Below are 12823 nucleotides of genomic sequence, written 5' to 3'. Positions count from 1 at the left end.
ATTTGATGGCTTATTCAGTACAGAAGTCGCGCCTGGCGAAGGTTGCGAGTGTTTCGCTTGTTATGCTGCTCGCTGCCTGTAGTTCAGACTCGCGCTACAAGCGCCAGGTGAGCGGTGATGAATCCTATCTGGATGCGACCCCGCTTGCTGAACTTCACGCACCGGCTGGTATGATCCTGCCGATTCAGAACGGCGATTATAATATTCCCGTGACCAACGGCAGCGGCCTGGTCGGTAAAGCGCTTGATATTCGTCCACCAGCACAGCCTCTGGCGCTGGTTAACGGAGCGCGTACCCAGTTCACCGGTGATACCGCGTCTCTGATGGTTGAGAGCGCGCGCGGTAGCACGCTGTGGCCACAGGTTGTCAGCGTCATTCAGTCGAAGAACTACACCATCGATAAACGCGATGACGCCAGCCAGACGTTAACCACCGACTGGATCGAATGGAACCGTCTGGATGAAGATCAGCAGTACCGCGGTCGCTATCAAGTCTCCGTAAAACCACAGGGTTACCAGCAGGCGGTCAACGTTAAGCTGTTGAACCTGGAGCAGGCGGGTAAACCGGTTGCGGATGCCTCGTCCCTGCAGCGTTACAGCACCGAAATGCTGAACGTGATTGCCGCAGGTCTGGATAAAACCGCGACCGATGCCGCCAACGCCGCGCAGAGCCGCAACGGTGTAACCTACGATGTCCAGAGCGGCGCGGATGATACCGGCCTGCCAATGCTGGTGGTGCGCGCGCCGTTTAACCAGACCTGGCAGCGTCTGCCAGCGACGCTGGAAAAAGTGGGCATGAAAGTCACTGACAGCACCCGCTCAACCGGCAGCATAACGGCAACCTATAAGCCGCTCTCCGACAGCGCGTGGCAGGAACTGGGTGCGAAAGATCCTCAGCTTGCCTCCGGTGACTACAAAATTCAGGTCGGTGACCTTGATAACCGCAGTAGCCTGCAGTTTATCGATCCGAAAGGTCACACGCTGACCCAGTCGCAGAACGATGCGCTGGTCGCTGTCTTCCAGGCAGCATTCAGCAAATAAATACGAGGGCTGGTGAATCCAGCCCTTTTTATTTTCGTGCTACGCAAACGTGTGCGTGGCATAATATCCCCAGTTTTGAACACATATCATCACACCAGGAGTAATGAAGATGCAGAAGCAAGCTGAGTTGTATCGTGGCAAAGCGAAGACCGTATACAGCACGGAAAACCCGGATCTGTTGGTGCTCGAGTTCCGCAATGATACGTCAGCAGGGGATGGCGCACGCATTGAGCAGTTCGATCGCAAAGGGATGGTGAACAACAAGTTCAACCATTTCATTATGACCAAACTGGCCGAAGCGGGTATCCCGACTCAGATGGAAGCGTTGCTGTCCGATACGGAATGTCTGGTGAAAAAACTGGATATGGTTCCGGTTGAGTGCGTTATTCGTAACCGTGCGGCGGGCTCCCTGGTGAAGCGTCTGGGCATTGAAGAAGGTATCGAACTGAATCCACCGCTGTTCGATCTGTTCCTGAAAAACGACGCCATGCACGACCCGATGGTCAATGATTCCTACTGCGAAACCTTCGGCTGGGTGAACAAAGAGAACCTGGCGCGCATGAAAGAGCTGACCTACAAAGCCAACGACGTGCTGAAAAAATTGTTTGATGACGCGGGCCTGATCCTCGTCGACTTCAAGCTGGAGTTTGGTCTGTTCAAAGGCGAAGTGGTGCTGGGCGATGAGTTCTCTCCGGACGGCAGCCGCCTGTGGGACAAAGAAACCCTGGATAAAATGGACAAAGACCGTTTCCGTCAGAGCCTGGGTGGCCTGATTGAAGCCTACGAAGCGGTTGCTCACCGTTTAGGCGTTAAGCTCGACTAACTCCCTCACTTGCCAAAGGATGTTCGCATCCTTTGGCGTCTTACCTTTGTTTCCTATGGTAATCTTGCCGTTAACCGCCTACGATCATAGCTATTATAAATGGAATAGTTCGAGGTGGTTATGCGCTGGCAAGGGCGTCGTGAAAGTGACAATGTAGAAGACAGACGCAGTGATGGCGGCGGCGGTCCTTCCATGGGGGGACCCGGCTTCCGCTTACCCAGCGGCAAGGGCGGTATCATTCTGCTGATAGTGGTGCTGGTCGCGGGGTATTACGGCGTCGATCTCACCGGGTTAATGACCGGTCAGCCGCTGCAACAGCAGCATTCTCAGCGCTCCATCAGCCCGAATGAAGATGAAGCGGCCAAATTTACCTCCGTGATCCTCGCCACAACGGAAGACACCTGGGGTCAGCTGTTTGAGAAGATGGGGCGTACCTACCAGCAGCCAAAGCTGGTGATGTACCGGGGCGCCACCCGCACCGGATGCGGTACCGGACAGTCCGTGATGGGGCCGTTCTACTGCCCGGCGGACGGCACCGTCTATATCGATCTCTCCTTTTACGATGACATGAAACGCAAGCTTGGCGCTGACGGCGATTTTGCCCAGGGCTACGTGATCGCGCATGAAGTCGGCCATCACGTGCAAAAGCTGCTGGGGATTGAGCCAAAAGTGCGCCAGCTCCAGCAAAATGCGTCTCAGGCGGAAGTGAACCGCCTGTCCGTCAAAATGGAGCTGCAGGCGGACTGCTTCGCGGGCGTCTGGGGCCACAGTATGCAGCAGCAGGGCGTGCTGGAATCCGGCGATCTTGAGGAGGCGCTGAATGCCGCTCAGGCGATCGGTGACGACCGTCTTCAGCAGCAGAGCCAGGGGCGCGTCGTGCCGGACAGCTTCACCCACGGTACCTCACAGCAGCGCTACAGCTGGTTTAAACGCGGTTTCGACAGCGGCGACCCGGCGCAGTGTAATACCTTCGGCAAAGCGATGTAATGCTGGCGTTTGATCAGCTGATACGCGAGCTTGAGCGCACCGGCCATCGTCGGCTGGTGGTGCTCAGCGGCGAGGCGCAGTGGACGTTGAGTCAGGCGACTGACCTGCGTAATACCCTGCCGGGAGACTGGCTGTGGCTGGATGATAATCCCTCAAAAGCCCTCAGCGGACTGCTGGGACGCGAATATCGGCATGCTGTCTTTGACGCGCGCGCCGGGTTTGACGTCTCAGCGTTCGCCGCGCTCAGCGGAACGCTGCGCGCCGGAAGCCTCCTGGTACTGCTGGTTCCTCCACTTGCTGACTGGGCCGACAGGCCAGACAGCGATTCTTTGCGCTGGAGCGACAGCGCTGAGCCGATCGCCACTCCACACTTTGTGCACCACTTCTGCCGGACGCTTGCCGCCGATTCGGATGCGATTGTCTGGCAACAGCATCGTCCCTTGTCCGTTCCCGTTGCGCCGGAATTACCCGCCTGGCAGCCTGCCAGCGGCGCACCGCAGCGCGAGCAGGCGGAGATCCTCGACGCGCTTCTGACCATGCCTGCGGGCATCGCAGCCGTAACGGCACCGCGCGGGCGCGGAAAGTCAGCGCTGGCGGGGATGCTGCTCAGTAGCATTCAGGGGCGTGCGGTGGTCACGGCACCGGCTAAAGGGGCAACGGATGTCATTGCGCGCTTTGCGGGCGAGCATTTCCACTTTATGGCCCCGGATGCGCTGCTGGCCTCCGCGCTGCAGGCCGACTGGCTGATTGTCGATGAAGCTGCTGCCATCCCGGGCCCGCTGCTGGAAAAGCTGGTCACGCGCTTTCCGCGCGTAGTGTTAACCACCACGGTGCAGGGCTATGAAGGGACGGGCAGGGGTTTCCTGCTGAAGTTCTGCGCCCGTTTTAGCGGATTGCGGCATTATGCCTTATCGACCCCCATTCGCTGGGCTGCCGGATGTCCGCTTGAGCGGTTCGTGGCGAATGCTCTGTTATTTGATGATGCGCTTATCGACCGCAAACCGGAAGGCGACGTGCGTATAACGCCGCTGGCGCCGCGGATGTGGGAGAGCGACCCGGCACGCGTGGCAAGCGTTTATGAACTGCTGTGTGCGGCACACTACCGCACGTCACCGCTCGATTTACGCCGGATGATGGACGCGCCCGGCCAGCACTTTGCTGTTGCCGGGACGGAGGCAGAGATTGCAGGCGCGCTCTGGCTGGTGGAAGAGGGCGGGTTGTCCCCTGAGCTTAGCCGCGCCGTGTGGGCAGGATACCGGCGTCCACGCGGGAATCTCGTGGCGCAGTCCCTGGCGGCGCACGGCGGCTCTCCGCTTGCGGCGACGCTGAAAGGGCGACGGGTTAGCCGCATTGCGGTTCACCCCCTGCGCCAGCGGGAAGGCATCGGGCAACGGCTTATCCGTAGCGCCCGCGGGGAAGATTATCTGTCGGTGAGTTTTGGCTACACCGACGAGCTGTGGCATTTCTGGCAGCGGTGCGGGTTTGTGCTGGTGCGGATGGGGAGCCATCGGGAAGCCAGCAGCGGCTGCTACACGGCGATGGCGCTGCTGCCGCTGAGCGAGGCAGGGCATCGGCTGTGCGCGCAGGAACATCAGCGTTTGTGCCGGGATATGCGCGTCCTGTCGGCCTGGAACGGTGAAAAGATCCCGGTGGACGACGGCTGGGAAGCTACCCTTAATAGTGATGACTGGCGGGAGCTGGCGGGGTTTGCTTTTGCCCATCGCGCGTTTTCAACCTCGGTTGCTGCGCTGACGCGGTTGTTGCTCACCGTTGATATGCCGCTTCCGGCCCTGCGGGGGAAAATGGCAGGGAAAACGGATGAGGTCGGGCGAAAAGCGTTGCTGGCCAAGCTGCGCAGTGAAACCGCGCAAGCGCTTGAAAGTCTTGATTATCCCCGCTGCCAGCAGTTGAAGGAAGCCATTTTGCAATGGCAATTTTTTCAATGACTTCTTCAGTAAAGTGGCATGGTCATTCCCGCCGGGAGGCGTAGAATCCAGGTCATCTATTAAGGAGACCACCATGAAACATGACCATTTTGTTGTTCAAAGCCCTGACAAACCGGCTAAACAGTTACTGCTTCTGTTTCATGGGGTTGGCGATAATGCCGTCAATATGGGGCAGATTGGCAGCTGGTTTGCGCCCGTTTTCCCCGACGCGCTGATTGTCAGCATCGGGGGCGTAGAGCCATGCGGCCCGAACGGGCGCCAGTGGTTCTCGGTTCAGGGCGTGACGGAAGAGAACCGTCAGGCGCGCATTGATGCCATCATGCCGACCTTTATCGAGGTCGTTCGCTACTGGCAGCAGCAGAGCGGCGTAGGAGCCGATGCGACCGCGCTGATTGGCTTCTCGCAGGGGTCAATCATGTCGCTGGAAAGCGTAAAGGCGCAGCCAGGTCTTGTGTCACGGGTGATCGCGTTTAACGGCCGTTTTGCGACGTTACCGACAAGCGCAACCACGCAGACCACGATCCACTTAATCCACGGCGGTGAAGACCGGGTGATTGAACTCTCGCATGCGGTTGCTGCCCAGGAAGCGCTGATTCGGGAAGGTGGGGATGTGACGCTGGATATCGTTGACGATCTGGGCCACGCCATTGACGACCGCAGCATGCAGTTTGCGCTCGATCGTTTACGCTATACCGTACCGAAGCACTACTTTGATGAAGCGCTCAGCGGCGGTAAGCCGGATAACGATGATATTGTTGAGTTTATGTGAGGTTATCCCCTCTCCACAGGAGAGGGGATACAGACCGGTTACTTCTTCTGGTCTTTCTTCGGCCAGTCGTCGTCATCGTCCCACTTGTCGTTGAAATCACGGTGCGGGGGAAGATCCGGTTTGTTGGCGAGAAATTTTTTATGGTCCACGCGCTTAAGGTCTTTAATCACGTTAAGCAGTACGCCGACCAGAAAAACCAACACCAGAACCCACCAGTACTTTGAAAGCCAATCCATTCGCTATTCCTCTCAGAGCGTTCGTCAGGCGACGATTTGCTCCATAATACGTTGATACATACGGGCCAGCAGTTGTAAATCTGCCGCATTGACACACTCATTTATTTTATGAATGGTTGCGTTCACTGGCCCCAGTTCGACAACCTGAGCACCCATACGGGCGATAAAGCGTCCGTCTGAGGTACCACCCGTTGTCAGCAGCTGTGGCTTAATTTCATTATAGTGCTCGATGGCGTTCACCACCGCATCCACCAGTTTGCCGCGCTGCGTCAGGAACGGCTGGCCGGAAAGCCACCACTCCACGGTGTAGCGCAGTTGATATTTTTCCAGCAGGGCGATAACGCGCGCCTTGATCATCTCATCGGTCAGTTCCGTGCTGAAGCGGAAGTTGAACTGGACGAAGTAATCCCCCGGGATCACGTTATTGCTGCCGGTCCCGGCCTTGACGTTCGCAATCTGCATGCTGGTCGGCGGGAAGAACTCGTTACCCTTATCCCACTCAATCGCCACCAGCTCGCTCAGCATTGGCGCGGCGCGGTGAACCGGGTTATCGGCCAGATGTGGGTAAGCAACGTGGCCCTGAACGCCGTGAATGGTCAGGTTACAGGTCAGCGAGCCACGGCGTCCGTTTTTGACGACGTCACCCACCACTTCGGTGCTGGACGGCTCACCGACCAGACAGTAGTCGAGACGCTCGTTGCGTGCCATCAGCGCTTCAACGACCTTTACGGTACCGTTGTGCGCGCTGGCTTCTTCGTCAGAGGTGATCAAAAACGCGAGACGGTTTTTGTGGTTCGGATGCTGCGCCACAAAGCGCTCTGCCGCCACGACCATCGCCGCCAGGGAGCCTTTCATGTCTGCCGCGCCGCGACCAAACAGCATGCCATCCCGAATGGTCGGCTCAAACGGCGGGTTAATCCAGCGATCCGCATCACCGGCGGGAACGACGTCAGTATGCCCGGCGAAGGCCAGCGTTTCGCCCTGTCCGCGCCACGCCCAGAAGTTCTGGGTATCGCCAAAATCCATGCGTTCAACGGTAAAACCGATGGCGCGCAGGCGTTCAATCATAAGAGCCTGACAACCTGCGTCGTCCGGGCTAAGGGAAGGACGGCGAATAAGCTGCTGAGTCAGCTCAATGACCGGGCATGACATAAACTACACCTCAACGAAAAAAGTCGGAATAAAGGGTTTCACTGAAACCCAGCAGCATAGGCTGCCCTGGCGCGCAGAGCAATGGGCGTTTGATAATTGCCGGCATCTCGAGCATCAGTTTTGCCGCGCTGTCGGCATCTTTGATGCTGGCGCGCAGAGAGTCGTCCAGTTTACGCCAGGTGGTACCGCGGGTGTTCAGCAGGGCTTCCCAGCCCAGTTCGCGAATAGCGCTATGCAGAAATTCTGCATCGAGCCCATCGGCACGGTAATCGTGGAAGCGGTACTCTACGCTGTTAGCGTCCAGCCAGCGGCGGGCTTTTTTGATGGTGTCGCAATTTTTAATGCCGTACATCACAACCATGGTGAATCCTTTTGATGTTCTGATAATTAAATGTTCAGTAAATTCGAAGATATATCCTTAAGTGGAATATAACACATTCAGGAATTGTCTGGATTAATGCGCCTGCTTAATTCGACTCACAACTGTACGCTGAATATTCTTTCATCATTTAAGCATAGATGTCCATAAACTTTAAAAACCCAATAAACTCAGCCAATAAAATAAAACTCACCCGTTCGTAGGGTTATTTCAAAATATTGCTGGCCGTCACAAAAAATTGAGGGCTCTCCGTTCATATTTATCATAAATCCCCGCAGGACGTGGGGTACAATCACAGCAATTGGTTAAATAGTCTTCACAATGATGGTACGTTTTTGTAGAATGCGCATAATAATAAGAGAGGTTGTTATGATTGAACGTGAACTGGGGAACTGGAAAGATTTTATCGAAGGCATGCTTCGTAAATGACATTCAGTAAGAATTGCAAGAGCACTAAAATAAGTAAAATAACCATAGTGTGAATTAATCACACAGTAAAAAGGCGGCCGATAAAGCCGCCTTTTTTTATTTCAACCACTTACTCAGGACGTTCCTTTAGCGGGAAGCGGCGACGCACCAGCACAAAGAACAGCGGAACGAAGTAAATGGCCAGGATGGTGGCCGAAATCATGCCCCCCATCACCCCCGTGCCGACGGCATGCTGGCTGCTGGAACCTGCGCCAGTGCTGGTCGCCATCGGCAGCACACCAAAAATAAACGCCAGTGACGTCATCAGGATTGGACGCAGGCGCTGACGGCAAGCGTGCAGCGTGGCGGCCATCAGCTCGTGGCCTTTGGCATTCATCTCGTTGGCAAACTCAACGATCAGAATGGCGTTTTTCGCCGATAGCCCAATGACGGTGAGCAGGCCCACCTGGAAGTAAACATCGTTCTCCAGGCCGCGCATCCAGGTCGCGAGCAGCGCACCGATAACCCCAAGGGGCACGACCAGCATGACCGAGAACGGGACCGACCAGCTCTCATACAGAGCGGCAAGGCAGAGGAAGACCACCAGCAGCGAGAGCGCGTAAAGGGCGGGGGCCTGCGCCCCTGAGAGACGCTCCTGGTAAGACATGGCCGTCCACTCGAGACCAAAACCGGCGGGCAGCTGTTGCACCAGTTTTTCCATGGTGTCCATGGCGGTACCGGTGCTGACGCCCGGCGCGGCTTCCCCGACGATTTCAACCGCAGAATAGCCGTTATAGCGTTCCAGGCGTGGCGATCCGCTCTCCCAGTGCGAACTGGCAAAGGCGGAGAACGGCACCATGCCGCCAGCATTATTTCTGACAAACCAGCGGTTAATATCATCCGGCAGCATGCGGAACGGCGCGGCGGACTGGACATACACTTTTTTCACGCGGCCGCGATCCATAAAGTCATTCACATAGCTCGACCCCCACGCCGTTTGCAGGGTGTCGTTGATATCGTTGATCGAGACGCCCAGCGCCTGCGCCTTACGCTGGTCGATATCCACCTGAAGCTGCGGGCTGTCGTCGAGGCCGTTATGGCGAACGCGGGTCAGGCCAGGATCGTTGCCTGCCAGCGCTAACAGCTTATCGCGTGCCGCCATCAACGCCGTGTGGCCCGCACCAGCGTGATCCTGCAGCTCCATATCGAACCCGGCGGAACTGCCCAGCCCGCTTATCGCCGGCGGACTGCTGGCAAAGACGCGCGCCTCTTTGATGTGCGCAAAGGCTTTTGTCGCACGTTCGATGATGGCAAACGAGGTGCCCGTCCGGGTATCGCGCTCGTCCCAGTCCTTCAGGCGAACAAACATGCGGGCGACGTTCTGCCCGTTACCACCCGGGCCGGAGCCGACGGTGGAGAAGACCGACACAACGTTATCTTTCTCTTTGGTGAAGAAGTACTGTTCCACTTTCTGCACCACTTTCAGCGTCTGCTGCTGCGTTGCGCCGCTCGGAAGCTGCACCGAGGTGGTGAACATCCCCCGGTCTTCCATCGGCAGGAACGAGGTGGGCAGGTGCAGGAACAGCCAGACCATGCCGCCCAGCAGCACAACGTAAATCATCATCCAGCGCAGGCTGCGGTGCAGTACGCGACCAACGGCAGATTCATAGCGCGCGGCGTTGCGGTTGAACATGCGGTTAAACCAGCCGAAGAACCCTTTCTGCCCGTGATGCTCTCCTTTGTGCAGCGGTTTCAGAATGGTGGCGCACAGCGCGGGGGTGAGGATCAGCGCGACCAGCACCGAGAGCACCATCGCCGAGACGATGGTGATCGAGAACTGGCGGTAAATCGCCCCGGTGGTGCCGCCAAAGAAGGCCATCGGGATAAAGACGGCCGACAGCACCATCGCAATCCCGACCAGCGCCCCCTGAATTTGCCCCATGGACTTGCGCGTCGCCTGGCGCGGAGAGAGCCCTTCTTCGCTCATGATGCGCTCGACGTTTTCAACCACCACGATGGCATCATCCACCAGAAGGCCGATTGCCAGCACCATCGCAAACATCGTCAGGGTATTAATGCTGTACCCGAAGGCGTAGAGCACCGCAAAGGTCCCCAGCAGCACCACGGGGACGGCAATGGTGGGGATCAGCGTCGCGCGGAAGTTTTGCAGGAACAGGTACATGACCAGGAACACCAGCGCGATGGCTTCGAGCAGAGTCTTCACCACGTCTTCAATGGAGGCTTTTACGAAGGAGGTGGTTTCATAGGCGACTTTGTACTCCAGCCCGTGCGGGAAATACTGCGACAGCTCGTCCAGACGGTCTAACACCAGTTTTGCCGTCGCCATTTCGTTCGCGCCGGAGGCCAGCTTAATCCCCAGACCGGAGGCCTGATTGCCGTTAAAGCGGCTCAGGTAGTCGTATTTCTCCGCCCCCATTTCCACCGTGGCGACATCGCCGAGACGCACTTCCGACCCGTCCTGATTCACGCGCAGGGTGATATTGCGGAACTGGTCCGGCGTCTGCAGTAGGGATTGCGAATTAATGGTGGCGTTCAGGGCTTGCTTATCAACGGAAGGCGTTCCCCCCAGTTGCCCTACGGCAATCTGGGCGTTCTGGGCTTTGATAGCATCCGTCACGTCGGTTGCCGTCATCTGGTAGCTGTTCAGCTTATTGGGATCGAGCCAGATACGCATGGAGTATTGTGAGCCGTAGGCGTCGATATCCCCGACGCCGTTAATCCGGCTGATGGGATCCTGAATATTACTGGCGACGTAGTCCGCGATGTACTGTTTATCCATCGAGCCATCTGTCGAGACAAACGCGATGGTCAATATGTTGGTATCGCCGGTTTTACGCACGGTCACGCCCTGGTTTTGCACCGCCTGGGGCAGCTTGCGCATGGCCGACTGCAGCTGGTTTTGGACCTGCTGCACCGCTTCGTCCGGGTCGGTGCCCGCCTTAAAGCTCAGGGTGACCGTCGCCTGTCCCGTGGCGCTGCTTTGCGAGGACATGTACATCAGGTTATCCAGACCCGTCATGTTCTGCTCGATAACCTGCGTCACGGTATTTTCCAGCGTCTGTGCCGACGCGCCGGGGTAGTTTGCGGTGACGCGCACGTTCGGCGGTGCCAGGTCGGGGTATTGCTCAACGGGAAGTGAAGTAATCGCCAGGACGCCTGTCAGACACAACAGGATGGCAAGCACCCAGGCAAAAATGGGGCGATCGATGAAAAAATTCGCCATGAAAGTGTGACCTCGTTTTGCTGCACGTCATTATTGTTTATTGCCCGCATAACTTTAGCGGTAAGGCCCAGGTCAAACGTGGAGAAATAAAGGAGATAGTGTAAATTATCATGCGCTTTTCCCTGCGCTTCCCTCTTTACCGTTATTTACCCGTTAACGGCGCGGGCGCCGGGAACGTCACGGTGACCAGCGTGCCGCCGTTTTGCGGCTGTGAAAAGAGCAGCACTCCTCCTAGCCGCTGCGCGCGTTCGCGCATAATGTTCAGCCCGTAATGTCCCGGCGGCTCGCTGGCTTCGCCAATCCCGATGCCGTTGTCGCGAATGCTGACGCTGTGCGTACCGTCCGCTGCGGTCACGCAGCTGACGGTGATTTCGCTCGCCTGCGCATGCTTAATGGCGTTCAACACCGCCTCACGCACGATCTGCAGCAAATGCACCTGCTTTTGCGCGTCCAGCGCCAGCGAGGAGAGGCGGCAGTCGAGATGCAGTTTCGCCTGCGTCTGACTCTGCAGCACGTCGAGGGACTCCTGCAGCGCCGCGGGTAAATTCGCATGGTTCAGCGTCAGTCGGAAGGTAGTCAGCAGCTCGCGCAACTGCTGCCAGGCATTGTTCAGCTCGCGGGAGAAGTCGGTGATAATGGCCTGCGCTTGGGTATTTTCTTTCGGCACGGCGCGTTTGAGCAGCGCAAGCTGAATGCGCAGATACGACAGCACCTGCGCCAGCGAATCGTGCAGCTCGCGGGCAATGGTGGCGCGCTCTTCCATCAGCAGCAGCTGCTGGTAATGCTTTTGCGCCTGGTTAAAGTACAGCCCGCGTCCGAGCATGGTCGCCACGCTTCTCATCAGCGGAAGGGGGACGCTGTCCGCCTCGCTTTGCCAGCGCAGCTCGCCATAGAGCGTGTCCTGCATCAGTACCGGCAGGTTTTGCAGAGGGATACCCTCAGCCTCCGTCCCTTCACACAGCCGCCAGTCGTCGCTGGTGCGCAGTTCCAGATAATTCATCTGCGTATAGTCATGGACAATCTGCAGGATATGCCGGAAACAGTGGCTGTCTATCTGGCCGGTATTGAGCGCCTGCGAGCACTTGAACAGCATGTCGAGCTGCTGGTGGGCTTCGTGCAGGTGCCGCGTCTTTTCCGCAACCGAGGCTTCGAGCGAACGGTAGAGCGTATCGAGCTCGGCTGACATGTGGTTAAAGGCGCGCGAAAGCTGGCCCAGCTCGTTCGGCAGGGCGCTATCCGGCGCAGGAGTGGCAAATTCGCCGCGCTCAATGCGTTCGCTGGCCGCCACCAGGTTATTCAGCGGCAGCACCACCTGACGACGGATGCGTCGCAGGGTAAACAGCGTCAGCAGCAGGATCCCGAGTGCGCCAGCCAGCGAAAGCAGGGTGACCGTCTGAATTTTGTGTTCGGTGTAGTGCTGGAGGGCGAGCACAAAGGCATCAATGCGGCCGACAAAATCTTCAATATTACGTTGATACCACGCGCTGTCGCCGCGGGCGATGCGCGCATCCATCTCCTGCCAGGCCACATGCAGCTGCTGATAGCGTGCTTTCACATTGTCCGGGACGTACCAGCGGTTCAGCTTCTGCAGGGCAGGCGCGCCGAGCGTCTGTTGCCAGCTCTCACGATGTGCCGCAAGGGAAGGGCTGTTGCGCTGCATCTCGTAGCCCAGACGATAGCTCTGCATGCGCAGTGAGCCAGCGATGTTGATGGCTTCGGCATCGCGCTGGCTGCTGGCCAGCGTCAGCAGCGCGACGGTGCTGCTGAGCACGGATAGGGCAATGATCGAAAAGAAAGCCCAGGCAAGGCTTCCGGAAACGGGTCGTTTAACGGTCACAG

General features: G+C 57.6%; 11 protein-coding genes. 6 read left to right on the top strand and 5 right to left on the bottom strand.

Annotation, left to right across the window (positions count from 1 at the left end; translation table 11 throughout):
* Positions 1-5 precede the first annotated feature (5 nt).
* The 5 genes from bamC to ypfH all read left to right on the top strand — a co-directional run bounded on the left by bamC (position 6) and on the right by ypfH (position 5565).
* Positions 6-1040 carry an outer membrane protein assembly factor BamC gene (bamC, locus tag ACMGGQ_RS14970; protein ID WP_420290224.1) on the top strand — a complete coding sequence of 345 codons (1035 nt, stop codon included), beginning with the start codon at positions 6-8 and terminating at the stop codon, positions 1038-1040.
* A 109-nt stretch (positions 1041-1149) separates the two neighbouring features.
* Positions 1150-1863, top strand: coding sequence for a phosphoribosylaminoimidazolesuccinocarboxamide synthase (purC, locus tag ACMGGQ_RS14965; RefSeq protein ID WP_008501631.1), 714 nt, complete (start codon positions 1150-1152; stop codon positions 1861-1863).
* Positions 1864-1983: 120 nt separating this feature from the next.
* A complete protein-coding gene (locus tag ACMGGQ_RS14960) occupies positions 1984-2850 on the top strand; it encodes a neutral zinc metallopeptidase (RefSeq protein ID WP_126289279.1) in 867 nt (288 codons plus the stop codon).
* The gene (locus tag ACMGGQ_RS14955) at positions 2850-4796 is read left to right on the top strand and encodes a tRNA(Met) cytidine acetyltransferase TmcA (protein ID WP_420290223.1); all 1947 of its coding nucleotides are present in this window, start codon (positions 2850-2852) and stop codon (positions 4794-4796) included. Before ACMGGQ_RS14960 ends, ACMGGQ_RS14955 begins: the two co-directional genes overlap by 1 nt.
* Before the next feature lie 73 nt (positions 4797-4869).
* Positions 4870-5565, top strand: a complete 696-nt coding sequence (ypfH, locus tag ACMGGQ_RS14950) for an esterase (protein WP_045908585.1) — start codon at positions 4870-4872, stop codon at positions 5563-5565.
* 38 nt (positions 5566-5603) lie between these two features.
* On the opposite strand, the gene ACMGGQ_RS14945 is transcribed toward ypfH, so the two are convergent.
* From ACMGGQ_RS14945 to ACMGGQ_RS14935, 3 genes are read right to left on the bottom strand one after another with little or no spacing between them, the layout of a single operon-like run.
* Complete coding sequence (locus tag ACMGGQ_RS14945; RefSeq protein WP_008501627.1) at positions 5604-5801, bottom strand: YpfN family protein; 198 nt, start codon at positions 5799-5801, stop codon at positions 5604-5606.
* A 24-nt stretch (positions 5802-5825) separates the two neighbouring features.
* Positions 5826-6953 (bottom strand): succinyl-diaminopimelate desuccinylase, encoded by a 1128-nt coding sequence (gene dapE, locus ACMGGQ_RS14940; RefSeq protein WP_023294260.1) that lies wholly within the window; start codon positions 6951-6953, stop codon positions 5826-5828.
* 10 nt (positions 6954-6963) lie between these two features.
* Positions 6964-7314: an ArsC family reductase gene (locus ACMGGQ_RS14935; protein WP_023294259.1), complete on the bottom strand. Its 351-nt coding sequence runs from the start codon at positions 7312-7314 to the stop codon at positions 6964-6966.
* A gap of 387 nt (positions 7315-7701) precedes the next feature.
* Here ACMGGQ_RS14935 and ypfM point away from each other — a divergent pair, with 387 nt between their 5' ends.
* The gene (gene ypfM / locus ACMGGQ_RS14930) at positions 7702-7761 is read left to right on the top strand and encodes a protein YpfM (protein WP_015572204.1); all 60 of its coding nucleotides are present in this window, start codon (positions 7702-7704) and stop codon (positions 7759-7761) included.
* Positions 7762-7870: 109 nt separating this feature from the next.
* Here the strand turns inward: ypfM and acrD are convergent, their stop codons facing one another.
* Both acrD and narQ read right to left on the bottom strand, forming a co-directional pair.
* Positions 7871-10984 carry a multidrug efflux RND transporter permease AcrD gene (gene acrD, locus ACMGGQ_RS14925; RefSeq protein WP_420290222.1) on the bottom strand — a complete coding sequence of 1038 codons (3114 nt, stop codon included), beginning with the start codon at positions 10982-10984 and terminating at the stop codon, positions 7871-7873.
* Positions 10985-11126: 142 nt separating this feature from the next.
* Positions 11127-12821: a nitrate/nitrite two-component system sensor histidine kinase NarQ gene (gene narQ, locus ACMGGQ_RS14920; protein ID WP_343666372.1), complete on the bottom strand. Its 1695-nt coding sequence runs from the start codon at positions 12819-12821 to the stop codon at positions 11127-11129.
* Positions 12822-12823: the final 2 nt, after the last annotated feature.

The organism is Enterobacter sp. BNK-13 (assembly GCF_048685015.1).
Lineage (GTDB): Bacteria > Pseudomonadota > Gammaproteobacteria > Enterobacterales > Enterobacteriaceae > Enterobacter > Enterobacter quasiroggenkampii.
This window is presented reverse-complemented; position numbering and strand designations above follow the sequence as displayed.